This is a genomic window from Streptomyces sp. V1I1 (genome assembly GCF_030817355.1).
Lineage (GTDB): Bacteria > Actinomycetota > Actinomycetes > Streptomycetales > Streptomycetaceae > Streptomyces.
The window spans coordinates 613,320-637,671 of sequence record NZ_JAUSZH010000001.1 but is presented as its reverse complement, the minus strand read 5'-3'; the positions used below and the strand labels follow the sequence as shown (position 1 = coordinate 637,671).

The 24,352-nt window shown below is 68.8% G+C and carries 24 protein-coding genes and 2 pseudogenes; 10 read left to right on the top strand and 16 right to left on the bottom strand.

The features are described from left to right. Positions 1-34: 34 nt before the first annotated feature. The 6 genes from QFZ67_RS03280 to QFZ67_RS03255 all read right to left on the bottom strand — a co-directional run bounded on the left by QFZ67_RS03280 (position 35) and on the right by QFZ67_RS03255 (position 6,414). Positions 35-1,651, bottom strand: a complete 1,617-nt coding sequence (locus tag QFZ67_RS03280; RefSeq protein WP_307659564.1) for a cation acetate symporter — start codon at positions 1,649-1,651, stop codon at positions 35-37. Further along, the gene (locus tag QFZ67_RS03275; RefSeq protein ID WP_307659563.1) at positions 1,648-2,037 is read right to left on the bottom strand and encodes a DUF485 domain-containing protein; all 390 of its coding nucleotides are present in this window, start codon (positions 2,035-2,037) and stop codon (positions 1,648-1,650) included. The genes QFZ67_RS03280 and QFZ67_RS03275 overlap by 4 nt, the downstream gene beginning before the upstream one ends. Before the next feature lie 209 nt (positions 2,038-2,246). Beyond that, positions 2,247-2,519, bottom strand: coding sequence for an EamA family transporter (locus QFZ67_RS03270; RefSeq protein ID WP_373430200.1), 273 nt, complete (start codon positions 2,517-2,519; stop codon positions 2,247-2,249). A 107-nt stretch (positions 2,520-2,626) separates the two neighbouring features. Next, a complete protein-coding gene (locus QFZ67_RS03265) occupies positions 2,627-4,816 on the bottom strand; it encodes an RICIN domain-containing protein (RefSeq protein ID WP_373429939.1) in 2,190 nt (729 codons plus the stop codon). 156 nt (positions 4,817-4,972) lie between these two features. After that, complete coding sequence (locus QFZ67_RS03260; RefSeq protein WP_307659562.1) at positions 4,973-5,158, bottom strand: hypothetical protein; 186 nt, start codon at positions 5,156-5,158, stop codon at positions 4,973-4,975. Then, on the bottom strand, positions 5,155-6,414 hold the full coding sequence (locus tag QFZ67_RS03255; RefSeq protein ID WP_307659561.1) for a glycoside hydrolase family 16 protein: 1,260 nt from the start codon (positions 6,412-6,414) through the stop codon (positions 5,155-5,157). Before QFZ67_RS03255 ends, QFZ67_RS03260 begins: the two co-directional genes overlap by 4 nt. Positions 6,415-6,640: 226 nt before the next feature. Between QFZ67_RS03255 and QFZ67_RS03250 the strand changes: the two genes are divergently transcribed. The 6 genes and pseudogenes from QFZ67_RS03250 to QFZ67_RS03225 all read left to right on the top strand — a co-directional run bounded on the left by QFZ67_RS03250 (position 6,641) and on the right by QFZ67_RS03225 (position 10,960). Then, on the top strand, positions 6,641-7,924 hold the full coding sequence (locus tag QFZ67_RS03250) for an MFS transporter (protein ID WP_307659560.1): 1,284 nt from the start codon (positions 6,641-6,643) through the stop codon (positions 7,922-7,924). Then, a pseudogene (locus tag QFZ67_RS03245) lies at positions 7,921-8,346 on the top strand (heme-binding protein). The gene QFZ67_RS03250 and the pseudogene QFZ67_RS03245 overlap by 4 nt, the downstream one beginning before the upstream one ends. A gap of 69 nt (positions 8,347-8,415) precedes the next feature. Further along, the gene (locus QFZ67_RS03240) at positions 8,416-8,715 is read left to right on the top strand and encodes a helix-turn-helix transcriptional regulator (RefSeq protein WP_307659559.1); all 300 of its coding nucleotides are present in this window, start codon (positions 8,416-8,418) and stop codon (positions 8,713-8,715) included. After that, positions 8,712-8,939: a DNA-binding transcriptional regulator gene (locus tag QFZ67_RS03235; RefSeq protein ID WP_307659558.1), complete on the top strand. Its 228-nt coding sequence runs from the start codon at positions 8,712-8,714 to the stop codon at positions 8,937-8,939. The genes QFZ67_RS03240 and QFZ67_RS03235 overlap by 4 nt, the downstream gene beginning before the upstream one ends. 190 nt (positions 8,940-9,129) lie before the next feature. Then, positions 9,130-9,897 (top strand): uracil-DNA glycosylase, encoded by a 768-nt coding sequence (locus QFZ67_RS03230; RefSeq protein ID WP_307659557.1) that lies wholly within the window; start codon positions 9,130-9,132, stop codon positions 9,895-9,897. A gap of 97 nt (positions 9,898-9,994) precedes the next feature. After that, the gene (locus QFZ67_RS03225) at positions 9,995-10,960 is read left to right on the top strand and encodes an LLM class F420-dependent oxidoreductase (protein WP_307659556.1); all 966 of its coding nucleotides are present in this window, start codon (positions 9,995-9,997) and stop codon (positions 10,958-10,960) included. A gap of 49 nt (positions 10,961-11,009) precedes the next feature. On the opposite strand, the gene QFZ67_RS03220 is transcribed toward QFZ67_RS03225, so the two are convergent. The 5 genes from QFZ67_RS03220 to QFZ67_RS03200 form a co-directional block, all read right to left on the bottom strand. Next, a complete protein-coding gene (locus QFZ67_RS03220) occupies positions 11,010-11,444 on the bottom strand; it encodes a VOC family protein (RefSeq protein WP_307659555.1) in 435 nt (144 codons plus the stop codon). Between the two features lie 143 nt (positions 11,445-11,587). Then, on the bottom strand, positions 11,588-13,525 hold the full coding sequence (locus QFZ67_RS03215; protein ID WP_307659554.1) for a transglycosylase domain-containing protein: 1,938 nt from the start codon (positions 13,523-13,525) through the stop codon (positions 11,588-11,590). Positions 13,526-13,594: 69 nt separating this feature from the next. Next, positions 13,595-14,866, bottom strand: a complete 1,272-nt coding sequence (locus QFZ67_RS03210) for a HAMP domain-containing sensor histidine kinase (RefSeq protein ID WP_307659553.1) — start codon at positions 14,864-14,866, stop codon at positions 13,595-13,597. A 2-nt stretch (positions 14,867-14,868) separates the two neighbouring features. Then, positions 14,869-15,591, bottom strand: coding sequence for a two-component system response regulator CseB (cseB, locus tag QFZ67_RS03205; protein WP_307659552.1), 723 nt, complete (start codon positions 15,589-15,591; stop codon positions 14,869-14,871). Further along, positions 15,588-16,304, bottom strand: coding sequence for a hypothetical protein (locus tag QFZ67_RS03200; RefSeq protein WP_307659551.1), 717 nt, complete (start codon positions 16,302-16,304; stop codon positions 15,588-15,590). Before QFZ67_RS03200 ends, cseB begins: the two co-directional genes overlap by 4 nt. 160 nt (positions 16,305-16,464) lie before the next feature. Between QFZ67_RS03200 and QFZ67_RS03195 the strand changes: the two genes are divergently transcribed. Beyond that, complete coding sequence (locus QFZ67_RS03195; protein ID WP_307659550.1) at positions 16,465-18,057, top strand: adenosine deaminase; 1,593 nt, start codon at positions 16,465-16,467, stop codon at positions 18,055-18,057. Between the two features lie 19 nt (positions 18,058-18,076). On the opposite strand, the gene QFZ67_RS03190 is transcribed toward QFZ67_RS03195, so the two are convergent. The 3 genes from QFZ67_RS03190 to QFZ67_RS03180 all read right to left on the bottom strand — a co-directional run bounded on the left by QFZ67_RS03190 (position 18,077) and on the right by QFZ67_RS03180 (position 20,616). Next, positions 18,077-18,706 carry a class F sortase gene (locus tag QFZ67_RS03190; RefSeq protein WP_307659549.1) on the bottom strand — a complete coding sequence of 210 codons (630 nt, stop codon included), beginning with the start codon at positions 18,704-18,706 and terminating at the stop codon, positions 18,077-18,079. 173 nt (positions 18,707-18,879) lie between these two features. Then, the gene (locus QFZ67_RS03185) at positions 18,880-19,368 is read right to left on the bottom strand and encodes a sortase (RefSeq protein WP_307659548.1); all 489 of its coding nucleotides are present in this window, start codon (positions 19,366-19,368) and stop codon (positions 18,880-18,882) included. 300 nt (positions 19,369-19,668) lie between these two features. Continuing rightward, a complete protein-coding gene (locus QFZ67_RS03180) occupies positions 19,669-20,616 on the bottom strand; it encodes an AraC family transcriptional regulator (RefSeq protein WP_307659547.1) in 948 nt (315 codons plus the stop codon). Positions 20,617-20,753: 137 nt separating this feature from the next. Here QFZ67_RS03180 and QFZ67_RS03175 point away from each other — a divergent pair, with 137 nt between their 5' ends. Continuing rightward, a complete protein-coding gene (locus QFZ67_RS03175) occupies positions 20,754-21,041 on the top strand; it encodes a DUF1330 domain-containing protein (protein WP_307659546.1) in 288 nt (95 codons plus the stop codon). A gap of 57 nt (positions 21,042-21,098) precedes the next feature. Here QFZ67_RS03175 and QFZ67_RS03170 read toward each other — a convergent pair whose 3' ends face one another. Both QFZ67_RS03170 and QFZ67_RS03165 read right to left on the bottom strand, forming a co-directional pair. After that, positions 21,099-21,398 (bottom strand): hypothetical protein, encoded by a 300-nt coding sequence (locus QFZ67_RS03170; RefSeq protein WP_307659545.1) that lies wholly within the window; start codon positions 21,396-21,398, stop codon positions 21,099-21,101. A 931-nt stretch (positions 21,399-22,329) separates the two neighbouring features. Beyond that, positions 22,330-22,852: pseudogene (locus QFZ67_RS03165) on the bottom strand (ROK family protein). Between the two features lie 113 nt (positions 22,853-22,965). On the opposite strand from QFZ67_RS03165, the gene QFZ67_RS03160 reads away from it, so the two are divergent. Both QFZ67_RS03160 and QFZ67_RS03155 read left to right on the top strand, forming a co-directional pair. Continuing rightward, positions 22,966-23,697, top strand: a complete 732-nt coding sequence (locus tag QFZ67_RS03160; RefSeq protein WP_307659544.1) for a GntR family transcriptional regulator — start codon at positions 22,966-22,968, stop codon at positions 23,695-23,697. Positions 23,698-23,785: 88 nt separating this feature from the next. Next, positions 23,786-24,283, top strand: coding sequence for a Gfo/Idh/MocA family oxidoreductase (locus QFZ67_RS03155; protein ID WP_307659543.1), 498 nt, complete (start codon positions 23,786-23,788; stop codon positions 24,281-24,283). Positions 24,284-24,352 lie beyond the last annotated feature (69 nt).

Here is a 24,352-nt window from a genome sequence, read left to right as displayed (position 1 = left end):
GATCGTGGCTACGGGTGTACGAGTCAGTCGGTGATCAGCCCTTCGGTCGTGCGGCGTCGGCCAGGATGGAAGCCTCGACCGCGTCGTAGTCGTACTCCTCCTGGCGGCGCGCCCCCGGGCTGTGGCGGGCGAAGACAGTGCCGAGCCAGCCGGCGAGGAACCCCACGGGGACGGAGACAAGGCCCGTCGTGGTGTACGGGAACCAGGTGAAGTCGCTGTCGGGGAAGACCGCCTGGGCGGAACCCGAGACGAGCGTGGTCCCCGTGATGAGGATCAGAACGCTCGCCGTACCGCCGATGAGTGTGCTCAGCAGCCCGGTGCGGTTGTACCGGCGCCAGAAGAGGGTGTAGATGAGCGCGGGCGCGACGGCGGAGGCGCCCAGGCAGAAGGACAGAGTGACCATCGCCTGCAGGTTCACATGCCGGGATGCCGCCGCGAGGAAGATCGCCGTAAGGCCGACCGCAGCCGCCGTCGCCCGGGCGATGGTCATCTCGGTGCTGTCACGCAGAGCCTGCTTGCGGCGCAGACCGTGCGTGATCAGGTCGTGGGCAAGGGTGTTGGCGCAGGCGAGCGTGATGCCGGCGACGGACGCCAGCAGTGTCAGGAAGATCGCCGTGGCCATGGCGGTGAACAGCAGCGTTTCAAAGGTGGAGACGTCGGCGCCCATGATCGCCTGGCTGACAAGCAGGATCGAGGTCTTGCCCTGTGGGTCGCCGGCGGTGATCTGCTCGTGGCCGACGATCGCGGCGGCGCCGAAGCCGATCACGGCGCAGAGCAGGCACACGACGACGACGGTCGAGACGGCCCAGGACATGGAGCGCCGCACGGCGGGTGCGCTGCGGGAGCTGAACATACGCATCGTGATGTGTGGCAGGCACGCCGCGCCGAGGACGACGGTCAGCTGGGCGCTGATCATGTCGAGCCCGTCGCCGCCGAACTGGAGCCCGGGCGCGAGATACGCATCGCCCGCACCGCTCCCGCGTGCCGCCGCGCCCAGCAGCGAGGGAAGGCTGAAGTCGAAGCGGTTCAGGATGAGCGAGGCGATGGCGGTGGCCGCGGCGAGCAGCACCACAGTCTTCACGATCTGGATGAAGGCGGTGCCCTTCATACCGCCGATGGCCGCGTAGATGATCATCAGGAGGCCGAGCAGCACGATGGAGCCGGTCTTGAAGCCCGCGGCGTTGATGCCGAGGACGAAGGCCAGCAGATCGCCGGCGCCCGCCAGTTGGAAGATCAGCAGGGGGAAGAGGGCGATAAGGGTGACCAGGCACGCGGTGATGCGGACGGCTGAACTGGGGGCGCGCCGGGTGAGCACGTCGCCCATGGTGAACCGGCCCGCGTTGCGCAGGGGTTCGGCCAACAGGAACATCAGCAGCACCAGGGAGAGAGCGGTGCTGAGGGCCAGTACAAGACCGTCCTGGCCGAGCAGCGAGATCACTCCGACGGTGCCCAGCACACTCGCGGCGGAGATGTAGTCGCCGGCGATGGCGAGGCCGCTCTGCACCGGGGACAGGGAGCGAAAGCCGGTGTAGAACTCGTCCAGGTCGTCGCGGTCGGGCCCCGTCATCACACACAGCAGCAGGGTCACTGTGGTCACCGCGATGAAGGCGACGAACGACATGGTCTGGGCCTCGGAGCTGAATCCGGTCATCGGCGTGCTCCCTGGGTGGTCGGGGCGGCCTCGAGGCGCACGGCTTCGGCGAGCGGGTCGACCCGGCGGCGCGCGGACTTCTCGTACGCGGCAACGGCGATCAGGGTGACGGGGAGCTGGATCAGGCCGAGCAGCAGGGCGACGTTGAGGCCGCCGGTGATCTTGCCCGTCATCAGCCCCGGCGCGTAGGCGGAGAGTATGAGGAACAGTACGAAGTACCCGAGGGCCGTCAGTGTCGCGACCCGGCGCAGCCGGCGGTAGGCGGCACTCAACGCCCGTATGCCGTGGCGCGGATCGGCCGGTGGCTCGGCCGGCGGCGCCTGCCAGGCCTGGTGGGGGTGGCCCGGCTGCTCGGGATGTGAGGGCTGTGGGGGGTAGTACGACATCGCGATGGGTTCCTCGTATGCCTGTGCGGACGGCAGGGGCAGGGCATGCTGACGGAGCGGCTACGTTACCCGCGGGTAGCGGGGCAGCCGGTGCATTGTTGCATGAACTGTCCGGTCGGTCAGTTGAATGTTCATGGACCGACCAGAGCCCTGCCTCCGGCCTCAGAAATGGGCGGCCCTGGCCACGGCAGGCCGCCCGGCGACTGTGATCACGGCGTCGCGGTCCGCGAAGCGACGGACTGCTCCGCTCCCACCAGCGGCGATGCCGACGGCGTCCGCCGCTGCCACCGCGTCAGACCGACACCGGTGAGTACGACGACCATGCCCGCCACGACCCGCAAGGTGAGCGCTTCGCCGAGAACGATCGCCCGGAGTGCGATGGAGACCACAGGCAGCAGATAGCCGACGGTGGCTGCGCTGGTCGCGCCCTCGTCCGCGATCAGCCGGTGGTTGAGGGCGAAGGTGAAGCCCGTGCCGAAGATGCCGAGGCGGCCGACCGGGGGCCTGGCCCTCGGCTCGCCCCGAACGGCAGGGCCGGACCCGACGGTTGTCGGGTCCGGCCCGGCCGGTGTACTGCGGGAAGAGTGCGTCAGGGATAGCTGACGAGATTGGCCACATTCGTAGAGGAGTTGGACGGACCGCCTCTGTCGTTGATGACATGGCGGATGGTTCCGGTGCCGCCGAGCGAGACGGTCACCATGTTCCGGAATCGCACATTCGGATTGTTGGGGACCTCGAAGGCGTGCTCGGCGGTCACGGACGGATTCGCGTTGAAGAAGCAGTAGCTGCCGAGCCCGAACGCCTGATGGCTGGTGACCGAGTTGGCCACCTTGTACGCCGCGTAGCCCTGGGTCGAGCCGTTCATCCAGGCGGCCTGGTTGGGCGGGTCGTACGGCATCTCGTTCTGGTAGAAGTACGTTTGACCGCCGTTGCCGTTCCAGATCGTCTGATGCTTCTGGTAGTGCTCGACGAACAGCCCGTACATGGTCACGTCATCGCCGTTGACGACGAGTCCCGTGTCCGCCGTATTGGTGTTCCAGCCGATGCCGCTGCCGTGGTCGCCGCGCCAGATCCACATGTGATCGCCGATGACGTTGTCGCTGTTGACCACCAGGCTCGTGGTCGCCTTGCCCACCGCGGCGCCGCCGACCCGGAAGTACACGTCGTGCAGGGACGTCGGGTTGGCGCTGTGACCGGCGGAGGAGCCTGCCGGGCCGACCTCCATCAGGGTCTGCGAGTTGGTCGTACCGGCGTCGAAGAGGATGCCCGCGACCTTGACGCCGTCGACATCGGCGACCGTCATGGCGGTGACGCCGCCGTCCGGGATGAACGTGGCGAGGCCGAGCCCCAGGATCACGGTGTCGGGGCGAGTCACCCGCAGGGTCTGATTCAAGTGGTACACACCCGGAGTGACCAGCAGGTTCTTCCCCTCGGCCAGCGCGGCGTTGATCTGCGCGGCGGTCGTCCCGGCCTTCACGACGAAGAACTGGTCCATGCCGAGCGAGGTGCCGGCGGTGTTGCCGCCCGCCCACGTGGTGCCCGAGGAGTTGGCCCGCAGGGACGGCACGAACACCTTGTAGGCGCCGGTGCCGTCGACGTACAGGAACGGCTTCTCCCGCACCGTGGGGCTCTCGTTCACCGTCGTGTAGGGCGGGTTGGGGAAGGTGTTGCCCGGAACGCCCTGACTGCCGACGAAGACCATGTTCCAGTTGGATCCTGTCCAGCTGCCGAGCTGGGAGTTGCGGGTCAGCCACTGCTGCTGCGAACCGGAGCGCACCTGACCGTCGATCTTGCTGTCGGCCATGAAACCGCCGCTCGCCCAGCCGCCGTCATCCAGAGCCAGGTTGCCGCGGACATGCATGCGCCGGTAGGGAGCCGCCTGGGACACCGCCCACCGGTCCGTGCCGCCGGCCGGGTTGACCGAGAGGTTCTCGGCGCCGCGCCAGAAGTTCTGAGTTGCGTTCTGCGGGGGGAACCAGTCGGCCTCGACGTGCACCGCGCCGTTGATCGTCACCGAGTCGGGCGACTGGCCGAGGCCCAGAACCTGGGTGTAGAAGCCCACGTTGACGTCGTTGCTGTAGGTGCCCGGCTTGAACATGACCGCGTAGCGCTGGGCGCCGAACTGGTTGGTCTCCTGCTGCTGGAAGATCGAGTTGAGCCGGCTCTGGATGGTCGCTGACGGCATCGAGGGGTCGAAGACGACCACGTTCGGACCGAGGTCCACGTCACCGGGCGCGGTGCTCGGAGGCGCGACCTGGAACCGCTGGGCCGCCGTGCCGTTGCAGGTGTACTGCACGAGCTGGACGCTGTCAGCCGTCGAGGCGGCGGGGACGTCCAGGCACTTGCCACTGTTGCGGTTGACGAAGTGGTACGCGCCGCCGCCTTCGTCCACGGCCTGCCACTGCTGGTTGTTGCCACCGCCGTACGTCCACAGGTGCACCGCGGCGTTGTCGGCGGTGGACACGTCGCTCACGTCCACGACCTGGCTCGCGTCATTGCGGTTGTCGATCCGCACGAAGCCGTCGCTGGTGGCCGTGAAGCTCCACTGCTGGGCGGTGGAGTTGTTGCACGCGTACTGCTGGACGGCGGTGCCGTTCGCGGTCGCGGCCGAGCGCGCGTCCAGGCACTTGCCGCTGCCACTGTTCACCACGGTGGCCCAACTGGTCGGCAGAGCGGCGGCCCCGGCGGCTCCGGCGGCTCTTTGAGGGGTGGCCGCCTGGGTGGACGGGATGGCGGCGAGGACCGAAAAGGCCGAGGCCACCACGACGAAGGCAGCCACAAGCGGCCTTGCGCGGCTGGCGGTTGTGAAGGCGTGACGGCCCGCTCTGGGCGTTCGCAGGGATCGGAGCACGGTTTCTCCTGTGCCGGCGGCCCGGCTCGGTGGGGGGTTGACGGATGGGGGTGACGGACGGGGTTGGCGGACGGGGAAGGGGGATCAGCCGGTGTACTGGGCGAAGACGCGGGTGAAGTCCCACGGCTGCTGGGAGATGCCCGAGCAGATGTCGGCGCCGCCGCCGGTGCAGGGGCTGTCGCGGTTGACCGACCAGAAGGTCAGCCGCGCGAGGTGCCGCCGCCCTGCACGCCGCGCAGCGCGGGCCTGCGAAGGCGTTGCCCGCCTCATCGGCCGGTCACCGTCCACTTCTGGTTGGCGGCTCCGGTGCAGGTCCAGATCTGCAGGCGGGTGCCGTTGGCCGAGCTGTTGCCGGTGGCGTCCAGGCATTTGTCGGCCTGGGGGGTGACGATGTCGTGGGCGGCGGTGACGACCCATCGCTGGGCGGCAGTTCCGTTGCAGTCCCAGAGCTGGACGGTGGTGCCGTTTGCCGTCCCGGCGGAGGTGACGTCCAGACACTTGCCCAGCGCCCGGATCGTGCCGTCCGTACCGACATTCCATTGCTGGGCGCCGGTGCCGTTGCAGTCGTAGAGCTGTACGGGTGTGCCGTTGGCGCTGTTGGCACCCGCCAGGTCCACGCACTTGCCGCCAAGGCCCGTGATGGTGTCGCCGACGCCCGGGCTGTCGCTGGTGCTGACCCGCACATGGTCGACGACGAGTTGCGAGGGGAAGACGGTGCTGCCGTCGGGGTCGCCTGGCCAGTAGCCGCCGACCGCGAGGTTGAGGATCAGGAAGAACGGCTTGTTGAACACCCAGGTACGGCCACCGAGATCGGCAGGCGTACGCCGCTGGTAGACGTTGCCGTCGACCGACCAGGTCACCGAATCGGGAGCCCAGTCCACGGCGAAGGTGTGGAAGGCGTCGGCGAAGGCCTGACCGCCGGGGAGGGTGTACGCGGCGCCGATGCCGCCGGAGCCGGAGTAGCCCGGGCCGTGGAGCGTGCCGTGGACGGTGGAGGGCTCGAAGCCGACGTTCTCCATCACGTCGATCTCGCCCGAGCCCGGCCAGCCGACCTGGCCGATGTCGTTGCCGAGCATCCAGAAGGCGGGCCACATGCCCTGGCCGCGCGGCACTTTGAGCCTGGCCTCGACATGGCCGTAGGTCTGGGTGAACTTGCCCGCGGTGTTCAGCCGGGCGGAGGTGTACTCACATCTGCCGTACCAGCACTGGTAGTTGGCAGGGATCTCGCGGCGGGCGGTGATGACCAGATGACCCTGGCCGTCGAGAGCGGCGTTGCGGTTGCCCGCCGTGTAGTACTGCCGCTCGTGGTTGTTGACGTTGTCGCCCGTCTCGATCTGCCATTTGCCGGCGTCGACGGCGGAGCCCGCGGGGCCGTCGAAGTCGTCGGCGAACGTCACGGCGGCCGGTGCCGCCGCGGCGACAGGCGGTGCGGGTTCACCCTGTGCGACACCGCTGGTGAGAGTCGCAAGGGTCAGGACTGACAGAACGGACAGCAGCAAGCGCCGCGTCAAACGGGGGGAGTCCATGACTCTCCCTTCCGGGACATGAAGGAGGAAGGGGATGTGTCGTGCATATGACATGAGGCTTAGTTCACTACGTGATTTAAGAAGTGAACTAAGCCACTGTCAAGGGTTTGGTATGGACCATGACTCCGTCGAGGTCACCAGATATGGAGCGCTTGCAAGTAATGGCGTCTGCAATTATTGTGGACGCCCGTAAGGCGCAGGCGCAATCGTTCTGGAAGGTCCTCCCATGCCACTCGCGCTCCTCGCCCTCGCCATCGGGGCCTTCGGCATCGGCACCACCGAGTTCGTCATCATGGGGTTGCTGCCCGATGTCGCGTCGGACTTCGGCGTGTCGATCCCGATGGCTGGATTCCTGGTCACCGGCTATGCGCTCGGGGTGGTGCTCGGCGCACCGCTGATGACCATCCTCGGTACGAAGGTGTCCCGGAAGCGGATGCTGATGCTGCTGATGGGCCTGTTCATCGCCGGAAACGTCCTCTCCGCCGTCGCACCCGTCTTCGGAGTGATGCTGGCCGGCCGAGTCGTCGCCTCGCTCGCCCACGGCGCCTTCTTCGGCATCGGCTCGGTCGTCGCGGCCGACCTCGTCGCCCCCGAAAAGAAGGCCGGCGCGATCGCGATGATGTTCACCGGTCTGACCGTCGCCAACGTCGTCGGCGTCCCGCTCGGCACCTACGTCGGCCAGAGCGCCGGCTGGCGCGCCACCTTCTTCATAGTCGCCGCCCTCGGCGTTCTCGGACTCCTCGGCGTGGCGAAGCTGGTGCCGGAGCAGCCCAAGCCCGAAGGCGTACGGCTACGCCACGAGCTGGCGGCCTTCCGTAATGTGCAGGTCCTGCTGGCGATGGCCATGACGGTCCTCGGCTTCGGCGGAGTCTTCGCCGCGATCACCTACATCACGCCGATGATGACCGAGGTCGCCGGGTTCGCCGACTCGTCCGTCACCTGGCTGCTGGTCCTGTTCGGCCTCGGCATGGTCGGCGGGAACCTGATCGGTGGAAAGTTCGCCGACCGTGCCCTGATGCCGCTGCTGTACGTGTCGCTGGGCGCCCTCTCCCTCGTACTGGCGCTGTTCACCCTCACCGCGCACAACACGGTCACCGCGGCGATCACCATCGTCCTGATCGGCGCGCTGGGCTTCGCGACCGTACCGCCGTTGCAGAAGCGGGTCCTGGACCAGGCCGCGGGCGCTCCCACCCTGGCCTCCGCCGTCAACATCGGCGCCTTCAACCTCGGCAATGCCCTCGCCGCCTGGCTCGGCGGCATGGTCATCGCGGCCGGACTCGGCTACACCGCACCCAACTGGGTCGGCGCCGCCCTCGCCGCCTCCGCGCTCGGCCTCGCCGTCGTCTCCCACCTGCTGGAGCGCCGCACGGCGACCACCCACAGCCTGGTCGTCACCGCCTCCACCCCGGCACGGCCGCAGTCTCCGCAGCCAACCACTGATCCACCGCGGCCAGTCACGATCCACCGTGTCCCACCACTGATCCACCGCACCAAGGAGCCACCTTCATGACCGCCACCGCCACCACCGCCGTCGCCCCGCTGACCATCCAGGACGCGGAGACCCTTGTGGACACCGCCCGCCGCGCCGCCGAAGCCGCCGGGGTCAGCGCCGCCGTCACCGTCCTGGACGCGGGCGCCACCTGCTGGCTTTCCGCCGCGACGACCGGGCCGTGCTCATCGCGGGCGAGACCAGCACCCGCAAGGCGTGCACCGCGCTCCAGTTGAACGCCCCGACCGCCGAGCTCGTCGACGCGGTCCAGCCCGGCGGCCTCTTCCACGCTGCCGACCGCCCTCGACAAGCCGCTGGTCTTCATCGCCGGCGGCATCCCCCTCCACCGCGACGGCCGTCTCATCGGCGCGATCGGCGTCGGCGGCGGGGCCCCTGACCAGGATCACGGCTTCGCCACCGCGGCCGTAGAAGCCCTCGTGTAGCTCGACGGTTCCTCATGCGGACTGTGCATAATCCGGCTGTTCAGAGCCTGAGATTGATAGAGTCCGCATATGCCGATGACGCTGAGGGAGACGCTGCGGCTCACCGTCGCGGCCCTGATGCAGGCCACCGGGGACTCCCAGAACGACCTGGCAGGCCCCCTCGGCCTGACGCAGACGCAGATCTCCCGCCGCCAGTCCGGCCGTACGGCATGGACGCTGGACGACTGCGACCTGCTGGCGGCGCACTTCGGCCTTCCGGCCCTGGAACTGCTGGCCGGACCCACCCGCGCCTGCGAGTTGCTGCCCGCCGCCCGTCTGCGCAGCGCTCGTACGGAAACGGCACGGGCTCCGAGGGCGGTGGGGCGGTGACGGATTTCGAGTCGGCCGACGCGCTGCTCGCATCCGTGCGCGTCGAGGCCGAACTGCCTTCCGCGGACGAGCGCCGCGCGTTGCGCCTGGCCCTGAAGCTCTCCCAGGCGGACGTGGCGCGAGCTCTCGGGGTCAACCCGAAGACGGTCGGCGGCTGGGAGTCCGGTCGTGAGCCGACCGGGGAGGTGCGGGCCAAGCGAGCACCTCCGACATGCCCGACGTGATCGGCGACGCGGTCCGCGCGGCGCTGGAGAAGCACGGCGGCGATCTGGAGGCGGCCACGGCAGCCCTGGTGCGCCGATCTCGGCTCCGACTGGGGGAAGTACGAGTACGTGACGAACCTCGGCTTCGCCGCCTGACGACCCCGGATGTTGGGGAAGCCGAGGGACACCTCGACACAGCGAGGGAGGCGAAGTGGCACAGTCACCACCGAGTCCTGACGACGGTGACTTTCCCGCGCGCAGCGCACCGCACTGCCGGGAACTCGGCGAGCTGGACGCCCTGGTGGCCCAGTGCCGGGCCTGCCCGAGGCTGGTGGCCTGGCGGGAGGAGGTCGCCGAAACGAAACGCGCCGCCTTCCGGGACTGGGACTACTGGGGAAGGCCGGTCCCCGGATTCGGCCCGCCGGACGCGGCGCTGGCCGTGGTCGGCCTCGCGCCCGCGGCGCACGGGGGCAACCGGACCGGCCGGATGTTCACCGGGGACGCGTCGGGCGACATCCTCTTCGCCGCGCTGCACGCCGTCGGCCTCGCTTCCCGGCCGGACTCCACGCACCGCGGCGACGGGCTGAAGCTGCGCGGAGTGCGGGTCACGGCACCCGTCCACTGCGCTCCACCGCAGAACAGGCCGACCCCGGCCGAGCGGGACGCCTGCCGGCCATGGCTGGCGAGGGAGCTGGAGCTACTCAGCCCAACCCTGCGCGCGGTGGTCGTCCTCGGCGCCTTCGGCTGGCAGGCGCTGCTGCCCGTCCTCAGCGAGGCGGGGTGGCAACTGCCGCGACCCCGGCCCGTGTTCGGGCATGGCGCCCAGGTGACGCTTCCCGGCCGCGGGGAGCGCCGGGAGCTGCATCTTCTCGGCTGCTACCACCCGAGCCAGCGCAACACATTCACCGGACTGCTCACCCTCCCCATGGTCGTCGACGTGTTCCGCCACGCCGCCGATATCACCGGCCTCGATCAATGATGCTGTTCACCGCGGCTACCTGGTCAGATGCCCCAGCAGCCTCCGCCATGGCCGATGGCCGAGGTTTCATCCGTCGAAGATCGGCAACAGGACCGATATGCCGCAATTCGGATACACGATGATGACCGAGCAGGCCGGCCCCCGTGAGCTCGTCGAGCACGTCGTCGGCGCCGAGCACGCGGGCTTCGACTTCTCCGTCACCTCCGACCACTACTTCCCGTGGCTGGCGTCCCAGGGCCACGCCCCGTACGCGTGGAGCGTCCTCGGGGCGGCCGCCCACGCCACCTCCCGCATCCCGCTCATGACGTATGTGACGTGCCCGACGACCCGCTACCACCCCGTGGTCGTCGCCCAGAAGGCCGCGACCATGCAGCTCCTGTCCCAGGGGCGCTTCCGGCTCGGCCTCGGCTCCGGGGAGAACCTCAACGAGCATGTGGTCGGCGGAGGCTGGCCCGCCGCCCACGTCCGGCTGGAGATGCTGGAAGAAGCCGTGGAGATCATCCGAGCCCTGTTCGCCGGCGGAAACGTGAACCATCACGGTGCGCATTTCGACGTCGAGAACGCCACGCTGTGGGACCTTCCCGACGAGCTCCCGCCGATCGGCGTCGCCGTCTCCGGCGACCGGTCCTGCGAGCTCGCCGGCCATATGGCGGACCTGGTCATCGCCACCGAGCCCAAGCGTAAGCTCCTGGACGCTTTCGACCGGCACGGCGGTTCGGGCAAGCCCCGGATCGGCCAGCTGCCCGTCTGCTACGACACCGACCGGGACGCGGCGATCGCCCGGGCGCACCACCAGTTCCGCTGGGCCCTCGGCGGCTGGCCGGTCAACGCCGAGCTGCCGGGACCCTCCGGCTTCGCCGTGGCCACCGAGTACGTACGCCCCGAGGACGTCGCCCGGTCCATCCCGTGCGGTGACAAGGTCGACGATTTCGTCGAGGCCGTACGGCCGTATGCGGAGGCGGGCTTCACCGAGATCGCGCTCGTCCAGGTCGGCGGTGACCATCAACGGCCGTTCCTCGACTGGGCGGAGACAAAGCTGCTCCCCGCCTTGCGCCAACTCTGAGCGCTCTGAGCGGGCGTGCCGCCGACGTCGGGGCCCGGCGCCGTCGGCCTCAGGCCAGGCGCAGGCCGTCCTGGGGCTTCGGCGCCGGGGGTGTGTCGGGGCGCGGGGCCGAGACGGCCAGCGAGAAGGAGTGCCCGGCGGGATCGGAGTAGAGGCGCACATCGCGCGGCCCGCCGTTGTCCTTGGTGTCCAGCGGGCGTGCGCCGAGGCTGATCGCCTCTCGTTCGGCCTCGTCCATGTCGTCGTGCGAGACGAGGATCCGCAGGTGCGCCTGCTGTGAGTCGTCCGGCCGCGGCCAGCTGGGTGGCGCGTACCCGTGATCCCTGTGCACGGCCAGGTGCACGCCGCCGTTACCGACGATCTCGACGTAGTCGGGGTCCGTTCCCACTTGGGTCCGGGCATCGAGCAGGGCGGCGTAGAACTCGGCGAGAGCAGCGGGTTCCGCGCAGTCCAGGATCAGCACGCTCGTCTTGGCGACTGCCATGAGGGCCTTCTTCCGCAGGGCTGTTGGTGTGGATATGCCTACGGTTGGCGGGTTCCCCGGCGTCGGCCCGTCTAACGGCGCGGCGCCTGCCCGGCCGCCGTTACCCGTCGGCGCGGCTCGTCGCCGTCCGTCGTACCGCCTCCTCAGCCCGTGGCATCAGGCGTGGGCACGGGCTGCCCATCGTGCAGGCCCCGCTCGGTGTACCCGGACCAGATCTTGGCGGGATAGCCGTCGTCGATGTTCTTGAGGGTGACCTGCTTGTGCGTGGTGGCGTCCTCGCCGAAGAGGCCGATCGAGGTGACGAGGTCGTTCGTGGAGCCGATGAACCACTCGGCCTTCCTGTCGTCGGTACGACCCGATGCCGTGGTGACGGTCTGCTCGCTGACGCCGGGCGTCAAAGGGCCGTCGATCCCGCGTCGGCCGACGCCGCCGCTCAGATACGAATTGACCATGTCGGCGGTCCTGGGGTCGATCGCCTGACCGCCGACCGCTCCCCGCAGATGTGTACCCTGTCCCTCGCGCTCCGCGGACTTCAGGATCGAGGGGGTGACCTTCCTGCCCTCGTGGTGGAAGGAGGCGTAGACACCGGCCAGTTCCAGCGGGCTGGCTCCCATCAGCCCCAGCGACGTCGCCTGTGGTGAGGCGAAGTCCTTCGTGTCCACATCCATTCCGAGCGCGGTGGCGATCTCTTCGATGTGCTCGGTGCCGTACTGATCCTTGTCTTGGGTCTTGACCTCCATGGATGCGGCCACGGCGACGGGTTCGAAGGTGGGACCTGCCTGGTAGTCGGAGCGGGTGGCGTTGCTGAGGTAGTGGCGGGTGTAGTCGCGGCCGCCGTAGAGCGCGACGATACGGCCGGACCTCGGGTTCACCGAAACGGCTCCGGCCTGCCGATTGCCGTCGGCGGACGCTTCGCCGGAGGCTTTGTCCGCGTCCGCACCTGTACCTGTACCTGCGTCCGCACCTTCGCCGAGCCCCGCCGTGACGGCCTGCTCCAGGGCCCGCTGTTTGTCCGGATCGATGTTGAGAGTGATACGCCAGCCACCGCCCGCCAGCTCCTGCTCGCTGACCCCGGAGGCCATCAGCTCGCGCCGGGCCGCGTCCACGAGATAACCCGACTGGCCGGACAGCCCGGCGCCCGGCGTGGGCGCCACCGGCTCGGGGAACTTCATCCGCTGCCGCGCGCCCCTGTCCAGCCAGCCCTCATCGACCATGTTGTCGAGTACGTAATTCCAGCGCTCCGTGACCAGCCGTTTGCCCTCGGGGCCGGCGATGGCCCAGTCGTACTGGCTGGGCGCCTGCAGCAACGCGGCAAGATACGCGCCCTGCTCGACGCTCAGGTCCTCGACTTCCCGGTGGTAGTACGCGCGGGCCGCGGCCTGGACCCCGTAGGCGAGACGCCCGTAGTAACTGCTGTTCAGGTAACCGGCGAGGATGTCGTCCTTGGAGTTCTGCCGGTCGACCTTGAGGGAGATGACCAGTTCTTTGACCTTGCGGGTGACGGTCTGCTCCTGGCTGAGGTAGTAGTTCTTGACGTACTGCTGGGTGATGGTCGAGCCACCCTGCTTGCCCTTGCCGGTGAGTGTGCTCAGGATGCCGCGGGCGGTGCCGGACAGCGAGACGCCGGAGTCGCTGTAGAAGTCCTTGTTCTCGGCGGCGACGAAGGCGTGCTGGACGTCCTTGGGCACCTTGCCCAGCGGGACGGTCTCCCGGTTGATCTCCCCGGTGCGGGCGAGGCGGGTGCCGTCGCTGTACAGATAGACGTTGCTCTGCGCCTTGGCCAGTTCATTGGCCTGGGGGATGTCGATGGAGACGTAGAGGACGGTGAAGCCTCCGGCGAGCAGGACGATCAGGGTGACGACGCAGGCAAGTGCCTTCTTCCAGGTGAGGAAACGGCGGAAGCGGCCTGTCCCGGTCCGCTTCCCGGCCTTACGCCGTGGCCGCCGGATACGGGTGTTGCGGTGTGCCCCTCTCGTCCCTCTGGACGCGCCTGCCTCGCTGACCTCGCTGCTGACCTCGCTGCTGACCTCGCTCGCCTTCTGCCGCCCCGATGTCCGGTCCGGACTCCACCTGGTACGCATGGCGCCATACTCAGCGCCGGAGATCTTTGTAAACGCAAAGGGAGACATCGGCTGTGCCTCGGAGATGTATCAGCCGTGTATCGGCGGCTCCGCGTCCGGGAGGCGGAGGGTTGCCTGCGCACCGCCATCGGGCGCGTTGGCGAACTCCAGTGCCGCTCCGATGACTTGGGCCTGGCCGACGGCGATGGTCAGCCCGAGCCCATGGCCTGTGCCGCGTTCCCTGGCGCCGGTGCGGAAGCGCTGCGGACCGTCCCGCAGCACGCTGTCCGGGTAGCCGGTGCCGTGGTCGCGAACGGTCACGGTCCTGCCGTCGGCCGCCACCGTGACCGTGACGGGCGCGAGGCCGTGCCGGTGCGCGTTTACGATCAGGTTGGCGAGGATGCGTTCCAGCCGCCGGGAATCGGTCCACACCTCACCCTTTTCCCCCTCCTCCCGGTCCTCTCCGTCCTCCCCGTTCTCCCCGTTCTTGACGACGAGTTGTACGGACAGGCCGGTGCGCGCGGTGATGTCTTCGAGCAGGGGACCGAGGTGGCTGGGGGAGAGGTCGGCCTCCTCTGCCCCGGCGTCGAGCCGGGAGATTTCGAGAAGGTCTTCTACGAGGGCGGCCAGGACGCGTACCCGGTTGCGCACATATCCGGCCGCCTCCCCCTCGGGGAGCAGTTCGGCGGCGGTGACCAGGCCCATGAGTGGGGTACGCAGTTCATGCGCAACGTCGGCGGTGAACCGCTGCTCGCTGCGCAGGCGTTGTTGCAGTGCGGCGGCCATGGTGTCGACAGCCGTGGAGATTTCGGCGATCTCGTCACGGGGACGCGGCGCGGCCTCGATCCGGGCATCGAGGTCCCCGCCGGCGATGCGCCGTGCTGTTCCCGCCGCGCTGCGCAGTCGGCGGCTCATCCGCCCGGCGCTGAGCACGCCGAGCGGCAGCACGGCCGCGGTAGTGAGGGCTCCGGCCCAGGCGATGCTCGTGTCGAGAGCGCTGATGTCGCGCAGCGTGGTGGTCATGTCGATGCGTACGGACAGCACTTGCCCGCCCGCGGGTCGGGCGGCCCACATCGCAGGCCCGGCGGGATCGGTGGCGTACTCCGTTCCCTGACGGCCGCGGGCCGTGAGGTCGCGCAGCCCCGCGGGCACCCCGGGGGCGTCGAGACTGGCGCCGGTGCCCTGGACGGTGCCGGAGCGGGCATAGGTGACGGCGGCCCGGTCGAGCGTCGTACGGGCCGCCTCACGGGCCTGCGTCAGTTCCCGGTCGCGCGAGGCATGGTGGACGAGTAGGCCCACGGCGGCGACAACGGCGCAGATGGCGACGGCGACGAGGGCGGCGATGCGCCATCTCAGTGGCATGTTCAGCGCCGCAGCTTGTAGCCGAAGCCGCGGACCGTTTCGATCCGTTCGGCGCCGATCTTCGCCCGCAGACGCTGCACATGCAGATCGACGACGCGGGTGTCGCCGTGCCAGGCGTGGTCCCACACCCGGCTGAGCAGGGTCCGGCGTTCCAGTACGACGCCGGGCGACGCGGCGAATTCGAGCAGCATCCGCAGTTCGGTCGGGGTGAGCGCGACCGGCTGTCCGGCGCGGTGTACTTCCATGCCGCGGGTGTCGATGGTGAGGTCCCCGAAGGTGATGAGGGTGGCCGCATCGGCAGCGCCGCCCGCGGGCGAGGGGGTGAAAGAAGCGCGACGCAGCAGGGAGCGGATGCGGGCGACGAGTACCGCGCTCTCGCAGGGTTTGATGACGTAGTCGTCGGCGCCGGCCTCCAGCCCTGATACGACGTCGAGGGAGTCGCCGCGTGCGGACATCATCAGGATGGGCGCCAGGCTCAGTTCGCGGATACGACGGCACAGTCCGATGCCGTCGAGCTCGGGGAGCATGACGTCGAGGAGCAGCAGGTCCGGGCGCCGCTCGCGGAAGAGCTCCAGACCGGACAGCCCGTCGGCTGCGGTGGAGACGGTGAAGCCGTAACGCTCGAGGAGCATCCGGACGGTGTTACGGATGACCTCGTCGTCCTCGACGAGCAACAGATGCGCCTCGGTGACACTGCCGGGCGGGCGGGCTGGGGCACTGGTCATTGGTCCGTCCTGGTCCGGGGGCTCGGCAGCGGACTCGACCCGGCGGCGGACGGAGCCCGGTCACCGGTCTGGTCCTGTGGGACGGCTGCGGTGAGTACGTTGCCGTCCCACCGGTAACGCGTCGTGAAGCGGCCGTCGTTGCCGGTGGACGCAAGGATCAGATCGTGTCCGAAGGTCTCACCGGTGAGCCCGAAGGGGCCCCAACTGATCAACACCGGCCGCACAGCGGTACCGAAGGCCCGGTACACCTGAATCAGCGTCAGCCCGGCCTTCGGCTCATCCAGCGCGACGATCAGCTCGTCCCGCCCGTCCCCGGTCAGATCCCGGTATACGGGCGCACGCAGACCGCACACCGGGCCGGGACAGTTCTGCATGGCTTCCCGTACGAGCTGGGGCACGTTCGGGTCCTTCTCCAGCAGCTCTTTCACCGGTATCTGTTTCAGCCCGCCCGCACCCAGGTGGACACCCTCGATGCTCAGATACTGGCGGTCGGGGGCGGTCGGCACGTTCGCGGGCGGGGTGGGCGGGGCGTACTGCGGCCACAGCGGCGAAGAACGGACGGGCGGCGACACCCGCGGCGCGACGCCCCCGTCCCGCGCCCCGGTATCGGCGGCACACCCGACGAGGCTCACGGCGGCCGCGCCGACGGCGGCGAGGGCGATTCGGCGAGGCCGCCTGCGGTGGTGGGGGTGGGTGTGGGGGAGGTGGGGCATAGGCGTATCAGCGTACCGGCGGAGACGGGAGTGGTGACCGAGAGCGCCGGGAGCCGGCGGAGCTTGCCAACTCGCTGGTGGGCGCGTAGCCAATCGCCCCTTCAGGTGATCACGGCCTGTCACTTCGTCAGTCGTCGACGGGGCTGGCCACGATGCCAGCATGATCAACAAGAATCGCGGCACCGCACGGAGCCGTCCGACGATGCTGCTCGCCCTGGCGCTGGCGCTGACGCCGCTCGTCGCGCAGTCGGCCGCCGCCGACGCCGGCGCCGATGCGGAGGTGGCCCCGCCACCCGCCGTCGAGCGCCGCGTATCCGCGTATCTGGACAGCATCCGCGACCAACCCGAAGCGCTGGCCTCCTTCTTCCGCGAGCTGCCCAAGGGCGGCGACCTGCACAGCCACCTCGCCGGTGCGGCATCGACCGAGCTGCTGATGGACCTGGCGACGGCGGATGGTCTGTGCATCGAAATCGGCACCCAGCGGGCCCTCCCGCCGCCGTGCCCGGCGAACAGCCGGCCCGCCGTCGAGATGCGTACCGACGCCGCGTTCCGACAGCAGGTCCTGCGCGCCTGGTCGATGCAGGACTTCAGGCCGGGCGAGGAGTCGGGACACGACCACTTCTTCGCCACCTTCGGCAAGTTCTCCGAGGTGGCCCAGCGCCATCCCGGGGAGATGATGGCCGAGGTGTCGAACACGGCTGCCCGTCAGAAGCAGTTCTACCAAGAACTGATGGTCACCCCCAACGGCCACGGGGCCGACGTGCTCGCCGACCGGGTCGGCTACGACGCGAGCCTGCCCCGGATGCACCAGAAGCTGCTCGCCGACAGCGCCATGGACCAAGTCGTGCGCCAGGCACAGACCGAAGCCGACCAGGGCCTCACGGCATTCCGCGCCACCGCCCACTGCGACAGCGCAACGCCGGACCCGGGCTGCGCGGTGCCCTTCCGGTTCATCTCGCACGTCTCGCGGAACAGCACCCCCGAACGGGTCTTCACCCAGATGGTGCTGGCCATGGAACTGGCCGAACGCGACCCGCGGTTCGCCGCGGTGAACCTGGTCCAGCCCGAGGACGGAGCCGTCTCCCTGCGGGACTACAGCCTCCACATGCGGATGCTCGCCCATCTGCACCGCGTCTACCCGCGGGCACACATCACCCTGCACGCCGGCGAACTGGCCCCCGGCCTGGTCAAGCCCGAGGACCTGCGCTTCCACATCCGCGAGGCGGTGAACGTCGCACACGCCGAGCGCATCGGCCATGGCGTCGACATCCGGCACGAGGACGCGGCGGACGAACTGCTGAGGACCATGGCCGAGCGCCATATCGCCGTAGAGGTCCCGCTCAGCAGCAACGACCAGATCCTCGGTGTCTCCGGCCCCGAGCACCCCTTCCCGCTGTACCGGGAGCGCGGCGTCCCCGTCGTGCTCGCCACCGATGACGCGGGGGTCTCCCGGATCACCATCAGCGACGAGTACCGGCGCGCGGCCCAGACGTACAACCTGTCCTACCGGGAACTGAAGGACCTGGCCCGCGCCTCCCTCGAGTACGCTTTCCTGCCGGGCCGCAGCCTGTGGCGCACCCTGGACGGGTATCGGCCGGTGCGCGAGTGCCTGGCCGGACGCACCGGGCGGCGCGAACCGCGGCCCAGGTGCGCGGCGTACTTGTCGGCCAGCCCGAAGGCAGCGGTGGAATGGCGGCAGGAGGCCGCGTTCACAACTTTCGAGCGACGGGTGCTCGCGCTCGCCCGCAGCTAACCAGGCCGGCCGACTCAGGTCACCGGCGGATTCCGCCGGGCGGCGCGGTGGGCTGTTTCACCGCGGTCAGCGTCGCGTAGACCACGACGTTGCCCTTGTAGCCGGTGCGCTTGGAGTAGCCGCCGCCGCAGGTGATCACCCGCAGTTCGGGCCGGTCGGAGCTGCCGTAGACCTTCTCGTCCGGGAATTTCTTCTTGTCGTAGACCTCCACGGCGTCGACGGTGAACACGGCCGTGCGCCTGTCTGCCCGGCTGATCTCGACCGTGTCGCCCTTGGCCAGGGCTCCGAGGTCGTGGAAGACGCCGGGGCCGGTGGGCGTGTCCACGTGCCCGGCGGTGACGGCTGTCCCTACCGAGCCGGGAGCCGTGCCATCGCCGTACCAGCCGGCAAGCATGGGCTTGTCGGCGGGCGGCGGCCGCAGCGCCCCCGCCGCGTCCAGGCTCAGTCTTGTCACGGGGGCGTTCACGCCGATGGCGCGGACCCGAAGCCGGACCGGATCCGACGGGGGCAGCGGCCGGACGGCGGGGGGCTTGGCTGAGGCGGTGCCGCGGGGAGCGGGGCGTGCGGAAGTGGAGAAGGCCTGGGCAGCTGAAGGCTGCGGTGGCTGCTCGTCGCGTGCCCCGCTGATCACCAGCACGGTACCGGCCATCAGTGCGCAGGCCAGAAACTTGACCGAAAGGGTGGACGAGTGTGGGGAAGCCCTGGTCTTGTGCCCTGTTTCCATCGCGGTTGAGCCTCTGCTTTCGCAGCGGGTGGAGTGGGGCCCTCGGGGCCCCCGGATCGATGCGGTGTCCGGGGGCCGGTGTGGCGGGAGGTGGGCGGTCAGTTTCGCGTGGCGCTCAGGCGGCGGCGCCTCCTGACCACACCCACGGCGGCGGCTCCGGCGAGCAGCGCACCGCCCAGGGCGAACTGCGTACCTCTGTCCGTGGCCGGGCCGAAGCCGGCGTCTACCGCGCCCTTCGGCTCGTGGTCGCTGACCTGGTAGGTATCGGTGATCTTGATCCGAGGTGGGCACTTCACGGTGACTTTGTCGCTGCCGGGATCAGTCCCTTCCGGGACCTCGAACTCCCCGGTGAGTACACCTTTGCTGTCACCCTCGAAGAGGTGGAACGCCCCTCCCGCCTCCGACTCGCCCTTGCCATAGGTGACGTCCGGGCCGCAGGCCTTGGTGCTGACGGTGACCTTGGAGCCCGGTGAGACGTTCCCGGGGCGGATGTGGATGCCTGCGTCATCGGCGACGGCGGCCGGGGCTGACAGGCAGAGGGCACCGAGAACCAGGCCGATACCTACACCAACACGTGTGTTACGCATGAGGATCCTCCAACGGAGCAGTGTCCGGCCTGTCTGCGCGGCGCCTCTGCTGTGCTCCGTTCATGAGGCAACCGACAGTCCGTCACCACCGCAACATGACATTCGACTTATGTGTCACCCGGGCAGGCGAAGCGGCTGGTCTCGCTTGATCATTTACGCAGGTCACCGGAGCGGAGACCGTCTCGGTGAGAGATGCACCAGGAGGACGGCGAATGGGCGAGGGGCGTTCATTCGGATCACCGCGCGGACCAGAGGCAACTGCTTCAGTCGGTTGATGCACCGTTAGATGCTGTTGCACCGTCAGGGCACGGATACGGGGGCCGCACGGTGCTCTCGCCGGAAGCGGCCGGGGGCGACTCCGAACGTGCGCTTGAAGGCGTTGGAGAAGGCGAATTCCGAGGCGTAGCCGACCTGTTGGGCAACGGTGGCGAGGGGAGCGTCGCCGTCCCGCAGGATGCGTGCAGCGGTACTCAGCCGCCACCAGGCCAGGTAGGCCATCGGCGACTGCCCGACGAACGAGGTGAACCGTCTGGCGAAGGCCGTTCTGGACATCCCGACTTCGTTGCCCAGTTCCTGCACCGTCCAAGGCCGCGCGGGCCGCCGGTGGATGTGGTTGAGCGCGGCTGCGACGGCCGGATCGGTGAGCGCGGCGCACCAGCCGGAGCCGGACCGGCGAGAGGCCTCTTCGTCCAGCCATGCGCGCAGCAGGTAGACCAGGAGCAGGTCCAGCAGCGCGGGCAGGGCAGCGTCTGCCCCGGGTCGGGCGTCCGTGAGGTCGGCGCCCAGCAGGTCGACGGCTGCGCGAAGGGCGGGGTGGTGGCCCGGCCGGGCGGGGATGTGGATGACCTCGGGGAGCGCGCGCAGGAACGGGTGCACCTGCCCTCGGTCAAGCCGGTAGGCACCACACAGCAGGAGCGCTTCACCGGGTGCGGGCTCGTGCTCCCCGTCGCCGAGGAAGCTGTCCTCCCCGCGGGCTTCCGGCTCGGGCGGCAGTTCTGCGGGTACACGGTCCGGGCTGCTGCTCATGCCGTGCATCGCTCCATGCGGCAGGAACACCACATCACCTGCGGTGAGCAGCCTTGGCGAGCCGTCCGGCGAAAGCATCCAGCAGCTGCCCCTCAACACGATGTGGAATCCCGCGCCGGGGTACGGGCCGAATCGGTTGCCCCACTGCCCGCCACGTCGCGAGTGGGTGAACTTCGCCCGGCCGATCCGCATGGTGGCGATGACGTCGCTGAATACGTCCATGGCGCAGAATCTATCGTGAAGGCGTGCATCGGGACGATGGCGTATTTTCTCGCCACTTCCACGCATAGGAAAGCCCGCGGCACCTTCCGTACGGTCGATGACAACACACCGGCACGCACACATGGAGGAAACCGACCATGACCGCTTACGTCGTCATCGACCTCAATATCGCCGACCCGGAGGGCTTCCAGGAGTACATCGACGGGGTGACACCTCTCATCGACAAGGCCGGCGGCCGTAACCTGCTGATCGACGGCAACGCCCTGGTTCTCGAAGGGGACTGGCGCCCGGCCACGTTGGTCATCCACCAGTTCGAGTCCAAGGCGGTGCTCCAGAGATTCTGGGACTCCGCGGAGTACCAGCCGCTGAAGGAGCTGCGGCGCAAGTACTCGACAGTCAAGGTGGTCGCGGGGGAAAACGCCTGACACCTTGGGCCGCGTGGCGGACGGGGACGGTTCGGGATGCGGCGCCGTCCTCGCGGCTCAGGCCGGCGGAACCATGCCCTGGTCGACGGAGACGGGGGCGGCTCCCGCTCCGGCACGTACCGCCTCCACGACGGATTGGTGGAGGGTGCGGCTGGCCTCTTCGGAGGGGCACGGGATGGGGCTGCCTGCCATGGTGTACCAGTCCGAGGCGCCGCTGAACTGAATGGCGATCTGGGCCTGGCCGTCGTACCAGGTGGTGTGGACGGACAGGTCGCCGCTGATCACACCGACCTCTTCGGTCAGGACGCCACCGGCTCCTGCGTAGATTCCGGTGGTCGTCCACGATGCCCAGGTCATGGTGGATGCCCTTACTGACGGTGGCAGAAGCTGAGTGTCGGCTTGCCCCCCCCGATTGCCGTTCTTCGAGTCTGACACCTGCAGGACCGCTTCGCGCGGTGATGGCGCCGGTGTGGCGCCGACGAGACCGTGCGGTTCAGCCGGTGCGGACGCCGCCTTCGGGCATCCGGACGCGGCGGGCGCCCCGGACCAGCTGTATCAGCGGCAAGCACGACCACGACATTCGATGAACGCCTCAAGTGGCGCACCGTCAACTTCCCAGGGCCAAGCCGTGATCGTGGTTCCGATTGACTGGAAGACCTCTCTCGCGTCCGCCGGCCGGTTGGCTTTCGTCAGTACGAACGCGAGCAGATTCAAGTCCGCGAGAGCTGCTGCATGACGCAGGAAGCCGGGTGCCGATGGCGGCTTCCGCGTCCGGGAGTGATCCGTTTGCGCGTGCCGTGGCGAACTGAGCCCAGGCGTGGAAGAGGATGGCGTACCCGTTGCTGGGCTGGCGGGATCGCCATTGGTCGGCGAGGACGACGGCGTCCGGCATGTTGGCCAGGACGCTGAGTCTGTGGGTGCGTCTGTCCCAGTCTTCTCCAGCCTCCCGAAGTACCCGCTCTATGGGGTAGGTGAGAGCGCCTCGGTCGTTGGACTCGGCCAGGTTGTCGCCCTGGGCCGCTATCTGGGCTCCCACATGCGCGATGGCTCGTGCAAGCTCGATGTCATCGAGTTCCGGCTGGAGCCTGGGACGGGATTGTCGTGCCCTGGTGTGGAACCACATCGAAGAATCACGTCCTCATGAGATCCGTGGCAGCGCCGCAGGCCCGTGCCTGTGCCAGTGCTCCGTGCTTCCGGCCGGTTCGAAGGTGTCGAGGGCGTGGAGTGCGGCTCCGAAGAGTCCGGTACTCGCCCCTAGGGGGGATATGTGTACGGAGGGTGCTGAGCGTCAGGCAAGCCCGTCCTGCAGCGTGCGCCGCACGGGTTCCAGCAGGTGGTTGCCCGCTCCTGTCATTCCTCCGGCCAGCACGATGAGTTGGTGATCGAGCAGAACAGTCGAGGTGACCAGAGCGCGTCCCAGAGCGTTCATGCCTTCCGTCCAGACGCGGTCTGCCGGTTCGTGGCTGCCCAGTTGGGCGACCACATCGGCTGCGCCGTCCGCGGTTCCCCCGGCTTCTCGGTAGCGGCGTACCAGTGCGCCGGCAGCGGCATAGGCTTCGACGCAGCCCATGGCCGCATGCGCATGGCTCGCCGTCGGCGAACACCGCAATGTGCCCGAATTCTCCCGCGATTCCCTGGGCGCCGTGCACGATCTTTCCGGCGGTGACGATGCCGGCGGCGACGCCGGCGCCCAGTACGACAACGAGCACTTCGTCGATCCCGGCCGCGTTTCCGAGACGGAGTTCCGCGAGGCATGCGGCCGCGTCGTGCTGAAGGCATGGCTCGGCATCAGGAGTTGTGTCAACCGTCACGGCAAAGTCACGGAGCGGACGCCCTTGCAGGGCGGTAGGGCAGGGGATGCATACTGGTTACTACCAGTTGCGGAATGGCCGAGCGCCATCGGAGGATCAAGGGTGGGAATGGCATGGCCAAGCCGCAGCAGATCGCCTCGAATGCGATGTTGCCCAAGCACGCGCAGTTGCGCGCCATCTTGGTCGACATGTGCACGAATCAGCTGTCGCCCGGAGATGCCCTTCCGAGTGAGCGCCAACTGTGCATCGATCACGGAGTGAGCCGCGTAACGGTGCGCGAAGCCCTCAGTCAGTTGGTGGCCGAAGGCCTCGCGGTGCGCGTGCACGGCCGGGGTACGTTCGTGGCGGAGCGGGCCTACCGCTCTGAGCTGCGTCTGGCGTCCTTCCACGAGGACATGCGCAGGCTTGGGCTCGAGCCGAGCACCGTGATCCTTTCCATCGGCCGGGACGCACCCGCGCCCGCCACGATCACAGCCCTGGAGCTTGGCCCGAACAAGGATGCCTGGCACGTGCGACGCCTCCGGCTGGCCAATGGCACACCGATCTCGGTGGATGACGCCTGGTACGACGCCGAGCTTCTGCCGGACCTGGACAGCGTCGACTTCACGTCTTCGATCTACGAGACGCTCGCCGTCCAGTACGGCTACCCGGTGGACCGCGCCGAACAGATCGTGGGGGCCGGCCGTGCGCCCGCGGAGATCTCCACGCTGCTGGGCATGAGTAAGGGCGGTTCGGTCATGACCTTCGACCGCACCTCCTACAGCGGCAAGCAGCCGATCGAGCACACATACTCCTGGTTCCGTGCCGACCGGTACCAGCTTCACATGACGCTCGCCGACCGTTAGAAAAGTCCGCTGTGGTCGGTGTACGACCGGGCTGACCAGCAGGTGTCGACGTTCCGTGGGCGGGCCGCTCCGCGTCCTTGCCCTGAGCATGAATTTTCATGTATGCGACATATGCCCGTTACCCCGGTTCTCGCGTATTGCGCGACCCCTTCCGCGGGAGGCCAACAGACTGCTCCAGTCCGACAGCGACACCGCGGGCGTCGAAAGTGCGGGGGTCGTCACCCTGGAATACCCCAGCGGAGTCGTCGCCACCGTGGACTGCAGCTGGAGCCGCCCGCCCGAGCACCCCACGTGGGGCGGCCTGACCATGACGTGCGTCGGCGACCGTGCCATCGTCGAGTTCGACGCTTTCCCCCAGCTCCTCGACGGATTCGACTCCGCACAGGCCCGTCCCCGCTGGGAGCCCGGAGCGGCAGACCTCAACCAAGCGATGCTCGAAGCCTTCCTCGATGCCGCCCGCACCGGCCGACAGGCTCAACCCGATGGGCAGTCCGGCCTGCGCACGCTCCAGATCGTTCTGGCCGCCTACCACTCGCTCGCGACCGGTCAACCTGTCGCCCTGCAATCGAACGAGTTGTGTGCGTAGGCCGCTTACGCATATTCACGGATGCTGATGTGAACTCAAAAGCGCGATGATCAGCATCCGATCTGAAGG